11 protein-coding genes, 1 tRNA gene, 1 rRNA gene and 1 pseudogene are annotated in these 19,501 nt (G+C 76.3%); 6 read left to right on the forward strand and 8 right to left on the reverse strand.

From position 1 onward, the window contains the following. Positions 1 to 7: 7 nt before the first annotated feature. From ACIF6L_RS05615 to ACIF6L_RS05640, 6 genes are all read right to left on the reverse strand, one after another. Positions 8 to 1,285, reverse strand: a complete 1,278-nt coding sequence (locus tag ACIF6L_RS05615; RefSeq protein ID WP_396491261.1) for a PrsW family intramembrane metalloprotease — start codon at positions 1,283 to 1,285, stop codon at positions 8 to 10. Positions 1,286 to 1,413: 128 nt separating this feature from the next. Further along, entirely contained in the window at positions 1,414 to 2,244 is an 831-nt protein-coding gene (trmB, locus tag ACIF6L_RS05620) for a tRNA (guanosine(46)-N7)-methyltransferase TrmB (RefSeq protein ID WP_329489069.1), read from the reverse strand. A gap of 137 nt (positions 2,245 to 2,381) precedes the next feature. Beyond that, positions 2,382 to 3,617, reverse strand: coding sequence for an L-2-hydroxyglutarate oxidase (lhgO, locus tag ACIF6L_RS05625; protein ID WP_396491262.1), 1,236 nt, complete (start codon positions 3,615 to 3,617; stop codon positions 2,382 to 2,384). 71 nt (positions 3,618 to 3,688) lie between these two features. Then, complete coding sequence (locus tag ACIF6L_RS05630; protein WP_396491263.1) at positions 3,689 to 5,278, reverse strand: TROVE domain-containing protein; 1,590 nt, start codon at positions 5,276 to 5,278, stop codon at positions 3,689 to 3,691. A gap of 417 nt (positions 5,279 to 5,695) precedes the next feature. Next, positions 5,696 to 5,757 (reverse strand) — tRNA-Ser (locus ACIF6L_RS05635). 67 nt (positions 5,758 to 5,824) lie between these two features. Then, entirely contained in the window at positions 5,825 to 7,252 is a 1,428-nt protein-coding gene (locus ACIF6L_RS05640; protein ID WP_329489072.1) for an MFS transporter, read from the reverse strand. 739 nt (positions 7,253 to 7,991) lie between these two features. Between ACIF6L_RS05640 and ACIF6L_RS05645 the strand changes: the two genes are divergently transcribed. From ACIF6L_RS05645 to ACIF6L_RS05655, 3 genes are all read left to right on the forward strand, one after another. Next, complete coding sequence (locus ACIF6L_RS05645) at positions 7,992 to 10,163, forward strand: asparagine synthase-related protein (protein ID WP_396491264.1); 2,172 nt, start codon at positions 7,992 to 7,994, stop codon at positions 10,161 to 10,163. A gap of 147 nt (positions 10,164 to 10,310) precedes the next feature. Next, positions 10,311 to 10,832: a universal stress protein gene (locus tag ACIF6L_RS05650; RefSeq protein ID WP_329489074.1), complete on the forward strand. Its 522-nt coding sequence runs from the start codon at positions 10,311 to 10,313 to the stop codon at positions 10,830 to 10,832. Positions 10,833 to 11,061: 229 nt separating this feature from the next. Beyond that, the gene (locus tag ACIF6L_RS05655) at positions 11,062 to 11,766 is read left to right on the forward strand and encodes a DsbA family oxidoreductase (protein ID WP_329489075.1); all 705 of its coding nucleotides are present in this window, start codon (positions 11,062 to 11,064) and stop codon (positions 11,764 to 11,766) included. 42 nt (positions 11,767 to 11,808) lie between these two features. Here ACIF6L_RS05655 and ACIF6L_RS05660 read toward each other — a convergent pair whose 3' ends face one another. Both ACIF6L_RS05660 and ACIF6L_RS05665 read right to left on the reverse strand, forming a co-directional pair. After that, positions 11,809 to 14,064: a sigma-70 family RNA polymerase sigma factor gene (locus ACIF6L_RS05660; RefSeq protein WP_396491265.1), complete on the reverse strand. Its 2,256-nt coding sequence runs from the start codon at positions 14,062 to 14,064 to the stop codon at positions 11,809 to 11,811. Between the two features lie 334 nt (positions 14,065 to 14,398). Then, positions 14,399 to 15,316: a helix-turn-helix domain-containing protein gene (locus ACIF6L_RS05665; protein WP_329489077.1), complete on the reverse strand. Its 918-nt coding sequence runs from the start codon at positions 15,314 to 15,316 to the stop codon at positions 14,399 to 14,401. Positions 15,317 to 15,951: 635 nt separating this feature from the next. On the opposite strand from ACIF6L_RS05665, the gene ACIF6L_RS05670 reads away from it, so the two are divergent. The 3 genes and pseudogenes from ACIF6L_RS05670 to ACIF6L_RS05680 all read left to right on the forward strand — a co-directional run. After that, positions 15,952 to 17,283: an NAD(P)/FAD-dependent oxidoreductase gene (locus tag ACIF6L_RS05670; RefSeq protein WP_396491266.1), complete on the forward strand. Its 1,332-nt coding sequence runs from the start codon at positions 15,952 to 15,954 to the stop codon at positions 17,281 to 17,283. A gap of 141 nt (positions 17,284 to 17,424) precedes the next feature. Then, positions 17,425 to 18,843: pseudogene (locus ACIF6L_RS05675) on the forward strand (PP2C family protein-serine/threonine phosphatase); the annotation flags it as partial. Between the two features lie 570 nt (positions 18,844 to 19,413). Continuing rightward, positions 19,414 to 19,501 (forward strand): 16S ribosomal RNA (locus tag ACIF6L_RS05680); the annotation flags it as partial.

Below are 19,501 nucleotides of genomic sequence, written 5' to 3' on the forward strand. Positions count from 1 at the left end.
CAGTTCGTCACCGGACCGCGGCGGGCGCCCGGGCACGGCGAGCGGCGTGCCGCGCCGTCCTGCTCCTGGCCCAGGCGGCGAAGCAGACCAGGGCGGCGAAGCACGGCACCATCAGCACCGCGTACACCAGCAGGAAGCCGTGCGTGCCGAGGTCGGCGGCGGCGTTCCAGGTGCCGTGCAGGACCATCGACAGCAGCAGTCCGGCCGGGGCGGCGATCCTGGCCAGCCGGCGCCGGCCGGTGGTGAGGGTGATGGCCAGGCCGAGCCCGGTCAGCGCGGTGAACAGCGGATGGGCGAAGGGCGAGAGCAGCCCGCGCAGGACGAAGGTCTGCACCGTGCTGTCGAAGTCCCGCAGGCTGGGCGATTCCCCGAGGCCGATGCTGTCCAGTCGCTGCTGCTGGTCGTCGGTGAAGGCCCGCCCCAGGTAGAGCGCGTTCTCGGTGAAGGCGAAGCCGCAGGCGGTGATCCCGCCGAGGACGACCCCGGCCGCCAGGGTGCGCGGGCGGGCCCGGGCGCGCGGGCGGTCGGGCGTCGGCGGGTAGGGCCGCAGGTAGGGCAGCGGGCGCAGATAGGGGCGCGGCCGCGGCCGGCCCCGGGCGTGCGGCAGGGCGGGTCCGCGGCCGTGGCCGAGGGGCAGGCCGGGGCCGGGCAGCCGGCGCAGCACGCTCGCGCACGGGCGGCCAGTGCGGTGGCCGTGGCACCGGATCCGGGTGCCCAGCGGCAGCAGCAGGAGGAGCAGGGCGGCGCCCTTGGCGCTCTCCTCGATCACCGGGGTGACCAGGTCGGCGCCCAGCACCTCGCCCAGACTGCCCTGGTGGGCCGTGAGGTAGGTGCTGGTCCAGCCGTTGGCGAGGATCGCGACGGTGGTCGCCGCGAAGGCGCCCCAGCCCAGGCAGAACACGATGTGGCGCAGCGGCACCCGGGCGGTCTGGTTGAGCCAGGCGAGGCCGCCGAGCACGAAGGGCAGCGGGACGAGCGCCAGGCCGAGCCCGACCAGCAGCCCGGTGGTCCCGGTCTGGCGGCGGACCAGCTGGAGGATCAGCACGCCGCAGCCGGCCAGCGCCAGGACGGCGGTGGTGGTGACCGAGGAGAGCACGACCGAGCGGGCGGGGCGCGGCCCCGGTCCGGCGGCGGTCGGCGGGGCGGCGGTGGGCCAGGGCGTGAGCCGGTGGCCCCGGCGCGTCCTGGGCCCCGGGATGGCGCGGGTGCCGGCGGTGCGCGTGGGCATCTCTCGGTCGCCGACGGCCCGGGCGGTGGCCCGGTAGCCGCCGGACGGGCTGCTCACCCGGCACAGGGTAGGCCACGGCACCGGCCCGCCGGGAGGACTCGGGACGAATCCACCCCTGTGGGCCGGGCGGCCGGGGCCGGCGGTGAGGCCGGGTGGTCAGGCCGAGTGGTCAGCCCGGCGGCGGGTCAGCGGCGGCGGAAGAGCAGGTCGTGCACCACGTGGCCCTTGGCGATGCCGGCCCGCTCGAACTTGGTGACCGGCCGCCAGTCGGGCCGGGGAGCGTAGCCGGGCACGCTGCCGGCCGGGTGGTCGGCGGGCTCCAGCCAGCCGGTGCCGTCACCCTCGGGGTGCAGGTTTTCCAGCTCGGGCGAGGCGGAGAGCACCTCCAGCATCTGCTCGGCGTACGGCTCCCAGTCGGTGGCGCAGTGCACCAGCGCGCCGGGGGCCAGCCGGGGCAGCACCAGCTCCAGGAAGGAGGCCTGGACCAGCCGGCGCTTGTGGTGCTTCGGCTTCGGCCACGGGTCGGCGAAGTAGACCCGCAGGCCGGCCAGCGAGGCGTCGGGCAGCATGTCGCGCAGCAGGATGACGGCGTCGCCGGCGGCCGGGCGGACGTTGCGCGAGCCGTCCCGCTCCAGCAGGCCGAGCAGATTGCCGTGGCCGGGGGTGTGGACGTCGGCGGCGAGGATGCCCGTCGCCGGGTCGGCGGCGGCCATCGCGGCGGTCGTCTCGCCCATCCCGAAGCCGATCTCCAGGGTGACCGGCAGACCGCCGAAGAGCTCCGCCAGGTCCAGCGGGCTGCCGTCGATCGCGATGCCGTACGTCTCCCAGCCCCGGTCCAGCGCGCCCGCCTGGGCGTTGGTCATCCGGCCCCGGCGCGGCTGGAAGCTGCGGATGCGTCGCTCGCTGTGCTGGGCCTCGGTGGCCCGGTGCGGGTACATCGGCGCGGGGTAGCCGGCCGGCGCGGCGGAGAGCCGGGCGGACGGCGATTGCTGGGGGATCGGGGCGGTGGCAGTCACAATCACCCGATTCTACGGGGCCGCCGGGTGCGGCCCCAGGGGCTGTGACGCACCTGACGCGGGGCCGGGCCGGGTCCGCCCCGCTCCGTCCCGGCCAGGGCGCGCCGGTCGGGACGGGCCGGTCGGGACGGGCCGGCTCAGCCGCCCGCTGCGAGGGCGGCCAGCGCCCGGCGGGCCACTTCGCGGCCGATCGGCAGCGAGGCGGTGGCGGCCGGGGAGGGGGCGTTCAGGACGTGCACCAGACGGCGGGTGGAGCGCGGGTCGTCCGGGTCGAAGCCGGCGAAGGCGAAGTCGTCCAGCAGCGCGCCGTCCCGGGCCACCGCCTGGGCCCGGACCCCGGCGACGGCCGGCACCAGGTCCTCGGCGGTGACGGCGGGCAGCAGCCGCCGGACGGCCGCGGTGAAGGCCCGCTTGGAGAGCGAGCGGTGCAGCTCGCCGAGCTCGTACCGCCAGTGCCGGCGGGCGATCTGCCAGGTGCCGGGGAAGGCGAGCGTCCCGGCGAGGTCGCGCGGGCGGACGGTGCGCCAGTCGTACCCTTCGCGGGCCAGCGCGGGCACCGCGTTCGGGCCGACGTGCACGTCGCCGTGGATGCCCCGGGTCAGGTGCACGCCGAGGAAGGGGAAGGCCGGGTCGGGGACGGGGTAGACCAGGCCGCGTACCAGTTCCCTTCGCTCGTGGGCGAGTTCGTAGTACTCGCCGCGGAACGGCACGATCCGCACACCGGGGTCGTCGCCGGCCAGCCGGGCGATCCGGTCGCTGTGCAGTCCCGCGCAGTTCACCAGCACCTGGCCGCGCAGCTCGCCGGTGGAGGTCTGCACGGTCACGCCGTCGGGCCGGCGGGCGACCGCCCGCAGCTCGGTGCCGGTGCGCAGCTCCGCGCCCGCCTCGCGGGCCAGCCGGGCGTAGGCGGCGGCCACGGCGGGGAAGTCGCAGATGCCGGTGGTGCCGATGTGCAGCCCGGCGATACCGGTCACCTGCGGCTCGTACGCGGTGATGCCGGCCCGGTCCAGCTCGGCGACCGGGATGCCGTTCTCCCGGCCGCGCTCGGCGAGGGCCCGCAGCCGGGGCAGCTCGGCGGGGTCGGTGGCGACGATCAGCTTGCCCGTCACCTCGTACGGGACGCCGTGGGCGCGGCAGAACTCCACCATCTCGGTGGCCCCGGCGACGGCGTACCGGGCCTTGAGCGAGCCGGGGCGGTAGTAGACGCCGCTGTGGATCACCCCGCTGTTGCGGCCGGTCTGGTGGGCGGCGAAGCCGGGCTCCTTCTCCAGCAGCGCCAGCCGCAGCCCGGGCCGGGCCCGGGTCAGCGCGTACGCCGTGGAGAGCCCGACGATCCCGCCGCCCACCACCAGCACGTCGAAGTCGTACGCCACCGCTCGCTCCTCGTTCGGCCCGGCCCCGCCCGCCGATGCTGTCACGGTGGGCGGGGCCGGTCGAGGGCGCCTCAGCGGGCGTCCGGCTCCAGCCACGGCCAGGTCGCGTCCCGGCCCGCTTCGAGCAGCGGGATCAGCCGGAACGCGGCGTCGCCCAGCCCGCCGAAGGTGTGCCGGTTCGCCGCGCCGCTCGGGCCGTGGCCGGGCGCGTAGCCCGCCAGGTTCCAGGTGTAGACGGGGACGTGGGCCGGCACGACGGCCAGGGCGTCGCCGCCCCAGTGGTCGCGGCCGGTCTGCTCGTCGGTGACGACGACCACCCGGTCGTGGCCCCGGTAGTGGGTGCGGACGGCCTGGGCGGTGTCGGTGCCGCCGAGGTCGGTGAAGCGGTCCAGGACCCGCAGCACGGCCTCGCCCGGGGCGACCCGGACGACCCGGCTGGTGGTGCCGAACTCGACCAGGTCGGCGTCGGCGGCCCGGACCTTGAGGGCCGTGCCGAAGATCGCCGCCGAGTCGGCCCGGTTGAGCTGGGTCTGCGCGCTCGGCCGGTCGAACATCGAGCCCGAGCGGTCGACCAGGATCAGCGTCCGGCCGGGCAGCGCGGGCACGTTGCCGAGCGAGTGGGAGAGCGCGGTCTCCAGCGCGTGCCCCCAGCGCAGCGACGGCGCGTGCCGGTGCGCGGCGAGGTAGCGGAACGGGAACTGGCGGGAGCGGCGCACCTCGTCCGGGTCGGCGATCCGCCGCGCCACCTCGGCCGCGACCTCGTCCGGGACGCCGGCCTGGTCGAAGTTGCGCAGGTTGCGCACCAGCGCCATCGGGCCCATGGACGGGATGACCGCCGACCAGACGGCCGCGTCCAGCGGGCCCCGCAGCCAGCCGGCCAGTGCCTCCCAGGTCAGCCCGGCCGCGGCGAGCCGCTCGGCACCGCCCTCGGCCGTCACCGCCGCCCGCCGCTGCTCGACGGGCAGGGCGAGCAGTTCGCGGTTGGCCGCGAGCAGCCGGTCGGAGGCGGGCGGGACGGCCTCGTCCGGCCGGTGCCGGCGGTCCAGCGCGTAGCGGAACAGCTCGCCCTGCCACGGCTTGGCCGGGTCGGGCGAGGGATGGGTCAGCTCCAGCACGTCACCGAAGCGGTAGCCCTTGGACGCGGTGTCGTACTTGAGCAGCGAGCGGGCGTGGTACAGCCGGCGGACGGCGTCCGCGACCCCGCGCTTGAGCGGCTTGGGCAGCGCCCGGCCGTAGCGGGACGTCCAGTAGGCGAGCAGTTCGCCGGGCTCGTCCGCGCGCTGCAGGACGGCGTCGACGGCCTGCCGCGAGTGGCCGGGCGCCCCGGCGTCCAGCCGGGCCCGGGTGAACTCGGCGGCGCCGACCAGCGCGGCCGTGCGCAGGTGCGCGTCGGACCGCAGCCAGCGCAGCAGGCCCGTGGTCCACTCCGGGTCGGTGACGGCGAGTCCGCGCACCAGCGCGGTGTAGCGGTCGTCCCGCGCGCCGCCCTTCTCGTAGAAGGTGTCCTGGCCGACCAGGTTCGCCACCGCCAGCAGGAAGAGTTCGGACCTGGCGTCGCGCTGGAACCCGGTGCCGCCGTTGTGGTTCACGGTGCGCTTCCCGGTGCTGCGTACCGGCGAGGCCGGACTCGGCCGGGCCGTACGGGTGTTGAAACGCGACATGGTGGATGCTGCCCCCTGCTGGCTGGTGGAACGCGAAGGAGGCACGGCGGAGGAAGGGGTGCCCGAGATCGTGCCGGCCCGGCGGCCGGCGTCGGCGGAGGTGTATGCCTTGTGCTCTACCGGATTGAGCTAACGGCCGCGCTCGCGCGCGGCACGCCCGGGACTCGAACCCGGAACCGCAAGATCCGAAGTAACCCCCCGCCTGCGCACCGGGCACCCCCGGCGCTGTGCCTCCCGAGATCGAGGTGGCGGCAGTGGTGTTGTCCGGTTCACCGCGCCCCGCTGGGGGCGCTCCACGAAGTAACCGCTGCCGTCGCACCGGGAGGTGCGGAAAACCTATTGAGGTATGGGTGTCCAGAGATCGATGGCGGCTGAGGTGACGAAGCTGCTCTGCCGACTGAGCTACACCGGCACGAGTGCCGGCGGCGGGACTCGAACCCGCGACCTGCCCATGAGGAGTGGAAGTAACCTCTGCCTGCGCACCTGGACGAGAGAGACGATAGCCAGGCCTCTCCCGCCGGTGCATCCGAATTACCGCCGGGCCCGCTACGCCGGGGCGACGATCACCGCGCGCGCCCGTTCCGTCAGTTCCCTCACCCGGCGCTCCCCCTGGAAGGGTTCGAGGCGGCGCAGCATCTCGACCACGTACTCGCGGCTGCGCTGCGAGGAGATCCGGCCGGCGACCTCGACGGCCCGCTCCCCGGCCGCGACCGCCGCGTCCAGGTCGCCCGCCTCGGCCTCGGCCATCGCCGAGACGACCAGCCGCAGCCCGTGGGAGCGGACGAACCCCTCGGTGGGCCGGGCCAGCGCCTCCCGGGTGAACTGGCGGACCTTGGAGGGCACTCCGAGGTCGCGGAAGCACTCGGCGGCGTCGGCGGCGAGGCGGTCGTAGGCGTAGAAGTCGATCCAGGCCGGATCGGGATCCCCGGCGCGCGCCCGTTCCAGCGCGTTCTCCGCGGCGCCGAGCGCCGTCGCGCACGCGGCGGCGTTGCGGGCCTTGGCCTGGGCCCGGGCCTCGACCAGGTGGAAGAAGCTCATGGTGCGGGCGGTGGCCAGCCCGCGGTTGCGCTCCAGCGCGGCCTGCGCGAGGTCGACCGCCTCCTCGGCGAAGCCCCGGTAGCCGGCCTGCAGGCTCATCGAGGCCAGCACGTAGCCGCCGAGCGGAACGTCGGCGGCGGCGCGGGCGAGCCGAAGCGCCTGGATGTAGTACCGCTGGGCGGCCTCGTGCTGGCCGGTGTCGAAGGCCATCCACCCGGCCAGCCGGGTGAGTTCGGCCGTGGCACCGAACAGTGCCCGGCCCACCGCGTCGCTGTAGGAGGCCAGCAGCAGCGGCGCCGCCTCCACCCGCAGGCACTCCGGCACCATCGACGAACGCCAGTCCCCGCCGCCGTACTTGGAGTCCCAGCGGCGGGCCTCCTGGGCGGCCTCGCGGAGCTTGGCGGCGTCCGAGTGGCCGACCCGGTACGAGCCCGCCTCGGCGGGCGTGCGCGGCGCCTCGCGGGCCACCGAGCCGTCCGCCGGGTTGATCAGCCAGCGGGAGACGGGCGTCGCGTACGCGGCGACCGAGAAGGTGCCGGCCAGGCTGTCGCTCCAGCGGCCGCCGCCGGGGCCGCGCCGCAGGTCGAGGTCGACCCGCCAGAGGTCGGTGGCCGAGCGGACCGCCTCGGACACCTCGCGCGGGAATGCCAGGCCGAGTTCGGGCGCCGGGTCGGTGTCGCCGAGGCCGATCTCCTCCAGCGGCACCGGCCGGCCGAGCTTGCCGCCGATCGCGGTGGCGATCAGGTGCGGGACCGGGCCCTGCGGGACCATGCCCTTGCTGACCCACCGGGCCACCGAGGTCTTGTCGTAGCGCAGCGTCAAACCCCTTTGCGCGCCCAGGTCGTTGACCCTCCGGGCCAGGCCGGCGTTGCTGATCTGGGCGAGGGTCAGGAGCGTGCCGAGCCGTTCGTTCGGTCCTCGTGGGCTGATGGTCATGGTGGCGGCGGCACCTCCTGCGGCCTTGTGCGCGGGGCCCGGGCGGCACCGGGCCGTAGCTGCTGTACCTAGAGTAGTCGGACGCGTTCCGAGGGTTAAGAGGCCGCATTCCGGATGGCGGGATCGCGCACCCGCCGATCGGCGGCGGGCGCTCCGGCGGGCCCGGGCGGACCGCGCGGACATGGCCGGGGGCGATCGGGCCGGCCGCGCGCCGGAGCGTTGTGCTCCGGTCCCGTGTCGATGTGCGCCCGGCCGTGCCCCCTGGCCCGACCGGCTGGTCGGCGATTCGCTGGTGGTCGTGGGTCGGCCCGCCGTCGAGGACCCGGCGGGCCGGGGGATGCCGCCGTCTCAATCCCCGCGGACGGCGGCGAAGTCCGGGAGGGCATGCGGATGCCCTCCCGGGCCGGACGACGCCTTTCGGCCATCTCGCGATGGCCATGACAAAGGCGGCGAAAGGGCGGTCCGGGCCGGGGAGGGGAAGGCCCGGCCCGTCCGGCCGAGACGCGGCCCGCGCGGCCGCTCCGGCCGGACCGTCCGGTGTGCCCGCCGCACCCCCGGGGGCCCCGCCCGGCGAATCGGAAACGACAACTCCGGTCACGGGACGGACGAGCGGTGGCACGATGTCTCCTGACGGCGCGCCCGATCGCGGCGGCCGGTCGCCGCGGCGCGCCACGGCCCGGCCGGGCCGCCCGCCGGCGGACGCGCCGCACGGTGCTGGTCCTCGTCCGGTGGAGGCGCGATGCGGTGGCTGACGGGCTGGAGCACGGGTGCGCCCCGAGCGGGCGCCCCGGCGCACGAGCCGCCCGGAGCGGTGGCACCGATCGCCGCGCGCCCCCTGTGGACCGGCCCCAACCCCCTCTGGGCGGTCGGCGACTGGCGCCCCGAGGAGATCCGGCTGGTCACCCTGCGCCCCGGCGCCCCCGCCGTCGTCACCACCGGTGCCGGCGCGCCCGACCCGGTCGAGGACACCCCCGCGACCACCCGGCTCGCCGTCATCGGCCACTGCGGCGCCACCGACGCCGAACTCGCCGCCGGCCTCGCCGCCGCCCGCGGCGGCGCCGTCCGCCACCTCACCACCTGGCCCGGCAGCTACACCGTCGTCCTGCGCACCGGCACCCGGTCCACCGCGCTGCTCACCGACCTGGCCGGCGCCCGGCCCGTCTTCCACACCCCCTGGGCCGACGGCACCGCGTACGCCACCGCCGCCCTCCCGCTCGCCGATCTGATCGGCGCCCCGCTGGACACCGGCCACCTCGCCGCCCGGCTCGCCTGCCCGGAGTCCCCGGAGGCGCTCGGCACCGGCACCCCGTACCTCGGCGTGCAGCGGGTACCGCCCGGGCACACCCTGGCGATCCGCGGCGGCCGCCCCTACCTCGCGGCGTACGACGAGCCCGGCGGCGGGCCGCGGCCGCGCGGCGAGGCACCGGCCGTCCGCGAACTCACCCGCGCCCTGCTGGAGTCCGTCCGGTCCCGGGTCCGCACCCCCGCCGCCGGCGCCGCCGACCCCGGCCGGGCCCGGCTGGGGGTCGACCTCTCGTACGGGACGGCATCGGCCACCGTCGCCCTGCTCGCCGCTGCCGTTCCGTCCGCACCCGTCGCCGGACCCGCCCCCGCACCCGTGCCCGCCGTCGCCGGACCGGCCGCGGTACCCGGAGCGCGGGCCAGGAACGGCGCGGTCAAGGGCTCCTGGGCCCGGGCGTCCGCCCCGGGCCGGTCCGCTCCCGAGCCACTGGCCGCCGTCACCCTGGGCGAGAGCGAGGGCCCGGCCACCCTGGCGATCGCCCCCCACACGCCCCGGCTGCGGCACACGGTGCTCGCCCCCGGGCCGGACACCCTCCCGTACGCCGACCTGGTGGCCGACCCGCGGGCCGGACGCCTCACCGACGAGCCCGGTCCGGAGCTGATCGCCGCCGCCCGCGCCGCGGCCCGCTTCGACGCCGGCGGCACCGACCACCTCACCGGGTACGGGGCCCGCCAGGTCCTGGACGGCCACCCGGCCCGGCTGGCCGACCTCGTCCGGGCCGGCCGCCCGCGCGAGCTGCTGCCCCCGGTCGCCGCCCTGGCCGGCGCCGACCGGGTGACGGCGGGCGTCCTGGCGGGCGCGCTGCGCACCCCGCTCACCGTGGTGCGCGCGGCCCACCGGCTCTCCCGGATCCGCTACGCCGACGCGCTCGACGACGCCGCCGTCCGGCTGACGCTGCGGCACGTCCCGGACGGCGGCGGTACGGCGGGCGCCCGCTCGGCCGACGACCTGCTCTGGTGCGTCCCCGGACCGGCGGCCCGCTGGCTCTCCGACGAGGCGCTCTCCGCGGTCGCGCTGCGGCTGCGGCTGGCAGCGCGCGGACCGGCGCCCGCCGAGCCACCGGGCGTGCGCCGGGCCCGGTACGCCCTGCACCGGCACGCGCGCGGGTTCCGCACCCTGGTGCACGCCGCCGAGCAGCCCGGCCAGCGGCTGCACGCGCCGTTCCTGGACAACCAGGTGGTCCGGGCGAGCCGGCTGCTGCCCGACGACGTCCGGCTCCAGCCCGGCGCCCGGCACGCCCTGCTGCACGCCGTCCTCACCGGGGCCGGCCGGACGGACCTGCCACCCGACTGGGGCCGCGGCCCCCGCCCCGACCGCACCGCCCCCGCCCGGGCGGGCCTGCGGCTCGCCGCCGACGGCATCGCCGAGCTCTTCGACGCTCCGCTGCTCGCCGAGGCCGGGCTGATCGACCTCCCCGCCGTCCGGGCCGGGCTGGCCCGCTGCGCCGACCCCGACGCGCCGCTCGCGCCCGGCACCCTGGCCGGGCTCGCCGAGCTGGTCTCCACCGAACTCTGGCTCCGCCGGGTCCGCGCCCGGCGGCACGGCGCCTGCTGGACCGGCCTGCCCCTCGCCCGGCGCACCGCCCTCCCCGCCGCCCGCTTCGCCTGACCCCGACGCGTGCGACCGCGGTGGCACGACCCCGGTGGCCGGGCCGGGGCGGCCGGGCGGCGGCGCCCGGTTCGGCGCGGCTCGCGGGCGCCGTCCCCCGGGCGGGCGATCATGACGCCATCCCGTCCCGTCCCCGTGGAGGCCGTGGTGACCAGCGCCAGCCCGGATCCGTCCGTCCCCGTCCTGCTCTCGGTGCTCGGCCGGCCGCCGACGGGCCGTCCGCCGGGGGTGCTGGCCGCGTGCGACGGCTCGGACGGTTCGCTCTGGGCCCTGGACCGGGCGATGACCGAGGCCGAGCGGTTCGAACTGCCGCTGTACGTGCTCGCGGTGGTCAACCCGGCCCCGACCGGGTACCCGCCGGGGATGGCCGAACTGGTCCAGGAGAGCGTCGAGACGCTGGTCGAGAGCATGGCGGACGGCCTGCGCCGCGCGGTGGCGGCGGTGCAGCGGGCCCGGCTCCGCCCGTACGCGGGGGAGCTGTCGCTGCACGTGGTGCTCGGCAACGTGATCGAGGTGCTGCTGGCGGCCTCGGCCCGGCAGCACACGCTGGTGCTCGGCACCCGGGGCAACGGCGGCTTCGGCCGGCTGCTGCTGGGCTCGGTCGGCTCGGCCGCCGTCCACCACGCGGCCTGTCCGGTCCTGATCGTCCCCGCGCCCCCGGACCGCTGAGCCGGCCGCCGGGCCGACCGCTGAGCCGACCCCCGGCCGGCCGCCGGGCCACGGAGGCCGGCCGGGGGCGCCCGGGCACGGTCCCGCGCCGGTCGGGCACGCTCCGCGCCGGAGCGTACGGCCTGCCAGGAGGTGGGAGGGGAGCGCTCGCGCGCCGGGAATGTCCCGAGATGGTTCATCGTTCATCTATCCCGGAACCCGCCCTCCCCACCCCTGGAGAACCGCCGCCATGAAGGTCGAGATCTACTCCGACATCGCCTGCCCCTGGTGCTACATCGGCAAGCGCCGCTTCGAGCAGGCGCTGGACGGCTTCGCGGGCAAGGAGGACGTCGAGGTGGTCTACCGGCCGTACCAGCTGGTGCCGGACGCCCCGGCCACCGCGAGCCCGCACCGCGCGTGGCTGGCCGAGCGCTACGGCCCGCAGTCCGTCGCGATGGACGCCCGGGTGGCCGAGCTGGGCCGCGCCGAAGGCATCAGCTACGACTTCGACGCCGCGCTGCACGCCAACACCTTCCTCGGCCACCGGCTGCTCCACCTCGCCGGGACCGAGTACGGCGCGGCGGCGCAGGGCCGGCTGAAGGAGGCGCTGCTCAAGGCCCACTTCAGCGACGGGGTGGACGTCGGCGACCGCGCCGCGCTGACCCGGCTGGCGGTGTCCGCGGGCCTGGACGGCGACCGGGTGGCGGCCTACCTCGCGGGCGACGAGGGCGCCGCCGAGGTGAGCGCCCAGCTCGCCGAGGCCCGCGAGCTGGGCATCACCGCCGTGCCGACCTTCGTCTTCGAGGGCAAGTGGGCCGTCCAGGGCGGCCAGGACGCCGAGACCTTCCGCAAGGTACTGGAGCAGGTCGCCGAGGAGATCGGCGAGCGCCGGCCCGCGCCGGTGCCGGTCGTCGCGGCCGGCGAGGCCTGCGCGGACGGCTCCTGCGCCGTCTGACCGGCCCCTACCGGGACCGCCGGCACCCTCCCGGGGCCCGCTTCAGGCACACCTGAAGCGGGCCTCGGCCCAGTCGGACACGTTCAGCGCCGACCAGACGCCGTGCGCCGGGGTGACCACCAGCCGGATCGACGTCTGCCCGGCCAGCGGCACGTGCACCGGCACCGCGTCGTCCCCGGTGGCCAGCGGCGGCGAGCGCCACAGGGTACGGCCGTCGCCGCCCTGCACCGAGAAGACCACGCCGCCGATCGAGGCGGCGATGTCGTCCACCCCGGCCACCGCGTCGAAGGCCGTGCAGCCGCGGTTGAGGTCGATCACCGTGGTCGCGGGCGCGTGCACGGTGATGCCGTGGGCCCGGGGGGTGCCGCCGATCGAGACGCTGTCGCGCTGCCAGAACCAGTCGCTGCCGCGCTGCCGGATGCTCGGGGCCGACGCCGGCACCCGGTTGTTGCCGGGCTTCAGCACGGGCAGGTGGTCGGCCCAGAAGTCGGTCGGAGCCGGCGGTGTGACGGTCGGGGTCGGCAGCGGCGGGGGAGTCGGGGTGGGCAGGACCGGCACCTCGGGGGTGGGTACCGGGGGCGGCGTCGGGGTCGGCACCACGGGGACCGGCGGCAGCGGCGGAGGGGTCGGCCGGGTCGGCCGCGGCGAGGGCGGGGCCGGTGCGGGGGAGGACGCGGCCGGGCTGCTCGGCGCGGGCGGCGGCACGGCCTTCGGCGCCGGGCGCGGTGCGACGGAGGGCGTCGGCGTCGGTGACGGGGTGGCGGAGGGGCTCGGCGCGGGGTCCACCACCGGGACCGGATCGGGGGTGCGCGGCGCCGCGCTCGGTACCGGTGCCACCGGCGGCGGCGCCGGTAGGGCCGGGGAGGAGGCCGGCGGCGCGGCCAGCGGCGGCTTCGGCTCGGGCGAGCCGGTGAGCGCGTAGGCGGCGACGGCGGCCGCCGCCACGGCGACCGCGGCCGCGATGCCCGCCTTGGCCGCCATTCCCAGGCCCTCGCCCGCCGCCGCGGCGCCACCGCTCCCGCCGGCCGCGCCACCCGCGGACCCGGCCGCGGCGCCTGCCGTCGCCCCGGAGGTCCCGCCGGCCGCGCCGCCCGCGGCGGCCGCCGCCGTTCCCGCGGCCGCGCCGCCGACCGCCGCCGCACCGCCCACGGCGGCAGCGGCGGCGCTGAAGCCGCCCACCCCCACCCAGACCAGGACGCCGCCGGGCAGCAGCGCCCGCAGGCTGTGGTTGATCTCGGACAGCTCCAGGCAGGCGGCCGTGCACCGGTCGCACTCCCGCAGGTGCCGGCCGACCTCCGCGGACGCCCGCTTGCGCAGCGAGCCGCGCGCGTAGGCGCCGAGCCGGTTGGCGTACGCCTCGCAGGCCCGGGCCTGGCTGCCCGAGACATGGGCCTGGAGGAAGGCCGCGGCCAGCCGGTCGCGGGCCCGGTGCGCCTGGACGGCGGTGGCGTTGGCGGTCTTGCCGAGCATCACCGCGACGGTCTTGGGGGACTCCCGTTCGACCTCGGTGTGCCAGAGCACCATCCGGTCGTCCTCGGGCAGTTCGGCGTAGGCCTGCATCACCATGCGCTGGTCGGCCAGCGCCATCGCCCAGGCGTCGGCCCCCGGGTCGGCCAGGTCCAGGTCGACGGTGGCGGCCGAGGTCTGCGCGAACGTGCTGAAGTCGTCGACGAGTTGCTCGCGCCGCTCACTGCGGGTCCAGGCCGCGGCGACGTTGCGGACGGCGGTCAGCAGATAGGCGCGGACGGCGAACTCCGGCCCCTTGCCCGCCCGCAGCGCCTGCAGCGTGCGGGCGAACACCTCGCCTGCCAGGTCCTCGGCGGTGAAGCTGTCCCGGCAGCAGGTCCGCGCGTAGCGGCGCACCGAGTCGGCGTGCCGGCGGTAGATCTCCTCGTAAGCGGCGTCGTCGCCGGCCCGCACCCGGGCGGTCAACTCGGCGTCGGAGGCCGGGCGCTCGCCGTCCACCGGGTCGGCGGGGGCCGGTACGGTCGGCCGGGCGCGGGAGCCGTCGTCGACGAAGGCCTCCGGGGCCACCCCGCCGCGGCCGGCCGGCGCCTGGCCGGGGACGCGGGTCTGCGGGTACGCGTCGGAGGCGGAGAGGGTCTCGCGGCTGGGCATCCCGGCCTGGTCAGGCACCTGCCCCGACGCGCTCGGCACCGCGCCGGGCGCCTGCCCCGGCCCGTGCCCCGCCCTGCCGGGGCCCCCGTCCGCGCCACCCGTCCCGCCGTCCGGTCCGCCCGGGCCGGAGCGGCCGAAGTCGAGGCCGTAGCCGTAGTCGTTCTGTTCCTCGGCGCTCACAACGGACCCCAGATTCCACGACAGCCCCCGTAGTGCGGCAGAGCGCACGGGAGTGCGTGAGCGCACGGTTTCCCGCTGTACGGCGCCGAGGGCGCGCGAACGGCGCGCATCGGGACATTGGCTCCAACCACGGGCAAAGGATGGCATAGCGCAGAGTTGGGCGGTAGCCGGACCGCCGCGACCCACTCTTCCGAGGGGCCGTCGAGGATGTGTTCGCCCCGTCCGGTGCACCGGCGCGGCGGCGGCCGCACCCGGCGCGCGGCCGAGCCGCTCACGCCGGGTTGATCCTCAACTCCCCTGCCCTCCGGGGCCCGCGGCCACCAGAGTGGTGGGATCAGCGCGCCCGAAGGCCGTCCAGCAGGATCCGCAGCAGCCGGTCGGCTGGTCCTTCGACGGGTTGACCGTCCGTCTGCTGACCACCCGCCGCCGGGAACGCGCCGCCGAACGCGGCCGACACGGGCGCCGTGTACGGGTCCGCCCCCGGTACGCCGCGCGAGGCGTGCACCGGAACCGAGGCGGTCAGCACCAGCACCACGTCCGCGACCGTCACCCCCGGCCGCAGCTCCCCGGCCGCGCCCGCGCGCGCCACCAGGGCCGCGAGCAGTTGCAGCAACTGCCGCGGGTCCGCGTCGGCCGCGGGCTCTCCGCCGCCCTCCGGCAGCCCGCCGTGCCGCGGCTCGAACCGGTTGCCGAGCAGGGCGCCCGCGCCGGCCGGATCCCCCGAGCGCTGCTCGGGCACCCTGCCCAGCTCCTCCGCGTACCGGAAGGCCTCCGGCGGCAGCAGCCGCCCGGCCCCCGTGCTCACCGCCCGCGCCAGGTAGCCGGCCAGCGACTCCCAGGCACCGCCGCCGCCGTACAGCGACTCCCGCGCCTGGGCGGTCAGCCACGCCACCTCCTCGGCGGCGATCCGCTGGACCAGCACCTCCTTGCTCGGGAAGCGCCGGTACACCGTGCCCACCCCGACCCCGGCCCGGCGCGCGACCTCCTCCATCGGCGCGCCGTAGCCGAACTCGCCGAACACCTCGCGGGCCGCGCGCAGCACGCTCTCCAGGTTCCGCCGGGCGTCCACCCGCAGCCGGGCGCCGGACACCGGTCCGCCACCGCCCTGCGGCGGTTCGGCCGGGTAGTGGACCGCCGCGTACGCCACCGCGGCCTGCGGTGGCAGGTCCGCGGGGCTGCGTTGCTCCGGCACCACGCCCTGGCCGACGCGCGGTACCGCCGCCCGGCCCAACAGTCGCTCCTGCTCCATCATCCCAACTCTCCCCCGCAGGTGCCCGATCCCGGACCCTGCCGTCGCCCGCCCCTGCACCCCCCGGTGCAGCTCCGCCTGTCAGAAATGACCCGATGACCCATCGCTCGTAGTCGGTTGTGACGCAAGCCGCGTCCGGGTGACGCCAGACCGCACGCGCACGACGACCGCGCACGCAAGGCCATGCGGACTCCGCCACGACCGGTGCCACCGGGCCGGGACCGCACATCCGGCCCGGCGCGTCGGCACCCCACGGGGCCTCGTCCGGGAACTACCCTTCCCCGGAACACCGTCCCGCAGTCGGGTTTACGCGCCAACACTGGAACTGGCCGTAATGGCCGCTCCACGGTGCGTCGCCGCCAGTTGTCATGGCGATGGCCGCCCCGATGCACAATCCGACCATAGTTCACGGCCGTTCGAAGCCGAAAGTGCGTCAGAAACTCACCCAGGCAGCACATCTGGCACCACGGGGCAACTCCCGCCCCAACCGACCCGGCACGGACTGTGGACAAGAGGCCCTCCGACGGTCCTTCATTGAGGGCGTGGTGGGGGGCACCCCCGGCCGAGGGCCGGGGACAGGTCGCATCGGCAGGAGGTTCGCCATCAGAATTCTGATCGTCGGCGGCGGCTGCGCCGGGATGTCCACCGCGCTGCACCTCCAGCGCGGCCTGCGCGAACGGCTGCGCCGGGGCGAGGCGGAGATCACCGTGGTCGAACCGCAGTCCTACTTGACGTACCACCCCTTGCTCGCCGAGGTCGCGGCCGGCTCGATCGACCCCCGCCACGTGGTCGTCCCGCTGCGCCGGGCCCTGCCGGACTGCCGGGTGCTCACCGCCCGGATCATCCGGATCGAGCACGGCACCCGCCGCGCCTGGGCCGACGCCGCCGCCCGCGGGGAACCACCCGCCCCGGTCGAGCTCGACTACGACGTCCTGGTGGTGGCCCCCGGCTCGGTCTCCCGGACGGCGCCGGTGCCCGGGCTGGCCGAGCACGGGCTGGGGTTCTCCACCGTCGGCGAGGCGGTGAGCCTGCGCAACCACGTCCTGGAACAGCTCGACCTGGCCTCCGCGACCCGTGACCCGGCCCTGCGCCAGGCCGCGCTCACCTTCGTCTTCGTCGGCGCGGGCTACGCCGGCGTCGGCGCGCTCGCCGAACTGGAGGACATGGCGCGCACCGCCGTCCGCGGCTACCACAACATCAGCCCCGGGGACCTGCGCTGGGTCCTGGTGGAGGCCACCGACCGGATCCTCGCCGAGGAGTCGCCCGAGCTGGCCGCGCACACCCTGGCCGAACTGCGCGAGCGCAGCGTCGACGTCCGCCTGGGCACCAGGCTGGAGTCGGCCGCCGACCGGGTGATGGCGCTCTCCGACGGCAGCCGGTTCGCCGCCCGGACCCTGGTCTGGACGGCCGGGGTGCGCCCGTCCCCGCTGCTGCGCGACACCGACCTGCCGCTGGACACCGCCGGCCGGATCCGCTGTCTGGCCACCCTCCAGGCGGTCGGCCCGGACGGGCGGGCGCTGCCCGGGGTCTGGGCCGCCGGGGACTGCGCCGCCGTTCCCGACCCGCACGCGGACGGGGCGCCCTGCGCGCCCAACGCCCAGCACGCCTTCGCCCAGGCCGAGCTGCTCGCCGCCAACGTGCTCGTCGCCCTGGAGGGCGGCCCGCGCGCCGAGGGCATCGTCGAGTACCGGCCGGACCGCGCGGCCTGCTCGACCTCGCTGGGCCTGGGCCGCGCGGTCGCCCACACCAGCGGGGGCGGCCGGCTCACCGGCCGTCGCGCCTGGTGGCTGCACCGGGCCCGGCACCTGCGTCGGCTGCCGAGCGCGGACCGGCGGGTGCGGGTGCTGATGGACTGGGTGCTCGGCGGGCTGTTCTCCCGCGAGGTGGTCTCGCTCGGGACGGTGGAGCACCCGCGTTCGGAGTTCGAGGCCGGCTTCGGCAAGGGCGGCGCCGACGACCGGCCGACCTGAGGGCGGCGCCGGCGGCCGGCTGTGACCGACAAGACGGCCGCGCCCAGCGCGCGCGACTTCCGGAATCGGGCCTCCGCCTGACAGGATCGGCCCGACCGAGTCATTACCCGGTGTGGCAGTCCGCACACAAAAAGTGATGATATGCCTGGTAAACGAGGAAGCGGCCGTCGTTTGAACCTCATGCGCTGGAGCGCCCGGCTCACCGGAGCCCCGTGGCGGACCGCCCCGCCCGCTGGGCGCGGCACCGACCAGGGCACGCCGTCCGGCGACGGCGTGGTCGTCCCCAGCCCCCGCGACCCCACCAGCCTCGTCAGCCCCACCGAGGTACTCGACCCGCAGCGGCCCCAAGACCTGCGCGAGGTGCTGAACCGCATCCCCGCCCCGGTCGCCGTCACCTACGGCCCGCTGCACCAGCTCGGCTACGCCAACCGCGCCTACCGCGAACTCTTCGGCGACCGGCCCACCGGCCTGCCCGCCTGCGAGGCACTGCCCGAGCTCGGCACCATGGGCGTCCTGCCGCTGATGGACCAGGTCATCCGCGGCGGCAGCCCGCGCAGCGTCAAGGCCCGGTGCATCCTCGGGCTCACCGGCAACCGCTACTACAACGTCTCCTGCGTCCCGCTCAGCCGGCACGAGAGCCGGGCCGAGAGCCGGGTGGACGGCCGGCGCGAGAACAGGGCCGAGGGTCGGACCGAGATGGTGGAGGGCGAGGAGCCGAGGGACGCGCTGCCCGCAGGCGTCCTCATCTTCGCCGCCGAGGTCACCGACCAGGTGCTCGCCGCCACCCGGCTGCGCGAGGCCGAACGCCGCCAGCGCGAGGCCGCCGTCACCCTCCAGCGGAGCCTGCTCCCCCAGAAGCTCGACCAGCCAGCCGACCTCCGGGTCGCCGCCACCTACCAGCCCGGTGGCGCGGAGGCCGCGGTCGGCGGTGACTGGTACGACGTCATCGCCATCGACGGCGGCCGCACCGCGCTGGTCATCGGCGACGTGATGGGGCGCGGCCTGCGCGCCGCCGCCGTGATGGGCCAGCTCCGCACCGCCGTCCGGGCCTACGCCCGGCTCGACCTGCCGCCGCACGAGGTGATGCGCCTGCTCGACGGCCTCGCGATGGAGATCGACGCCAACCAGATCGCCACCTGCACCTACGCGGTCTGGGACCCGGAGCGCCACGCCCTCACCTACGCCTCCGCGGGGCACCTGCCGATGCTGCTCCGCTGCCCCGACGGCACCATCCTGCGCAGCGAGGAGCAGAACGGCCCGCCCCTGGGCACCGGCGGCGGCGTCCACCTCTCCCACACCCTGCGGCTGCTCCCCGGCACCACCGGCGTCCTCTATACGGACGGTCTAGTGGAGCGCCGGGACGAGGACATCGACCAGGGCCTCGACCTGCTCGCCCGGACGCTCGCCGGGGCCGCCGGCGCTCCCGAGGTGATCTGCGCCCGGCTGCTCCGGGCCATGGGCGTCAGTTCGGACCACGACGACGACGTCGCCATCCTGGCCTTCCAGCTGCCGGCCGAGGAGAGCCTGCCCGCCCTCCCGGAGCTGGGAGCGGCACTTGACTCGACCCCCTGACAGGTCTAGTGTTCTTCGAGCTGCCTGGCTGGGAGCACCGGACACGTATCAACGCGGACGGTCCCGAGGCGGCCAATCCCTGGAAACACCATTTCGGCTCGGTCTGGGCTGTGCGCTGTCATATTGACGGTGTCGCTCATGCCTTATTCGTCATGCCTGTTTATATGGATTGCGGCCGGATTCGCCTTTCGGGGCGGGGATCGGCTAGAGTTTGAAACGTCGGACAGGGCGTCAAGCCCGAGAAGACACCAGCGAGTTGGATGAACGAAGCGCCGGAAACGGAGCGGAAAACATCTGGTAAGCTGGAAACACGAAAGAACGAAGCGCCCGGAGGGCCCGCTGGAAGGCGGTCCGAAGGAAGTGTCCGTTCCTTGAGAACTCAACAGCGTGCCAAAAGTCAACGCCAGATATGTTGACATCCCCGGCCTTGATCCTTGTGATCGGGGTTGGAGATTCCTTTACGAAGTAAACACTAGCGAGGACGCAGTGCGCGGGGCCGCCCTATTCCGGTGGTTGCCGTGCCGCTCGACGCGAGTGCGGCCCGATTACGGGCAGACATTCACGGAGAGTTTGATCCTGGCTCAGGACGAACGCTGGCGGCGTGCTTAACACATGCAAGTCGAACGGTGAAGCCCTTCGGGGTGGA

This window comes from Kitasatospora sp. NPDC086009 (genome assembly GCF_044540385.1).
Lineage (GTDB): Bacteria > Actinomycetota > Actinomycetes > Streptomycetales > Streptomycetaceae > Kitasatospora.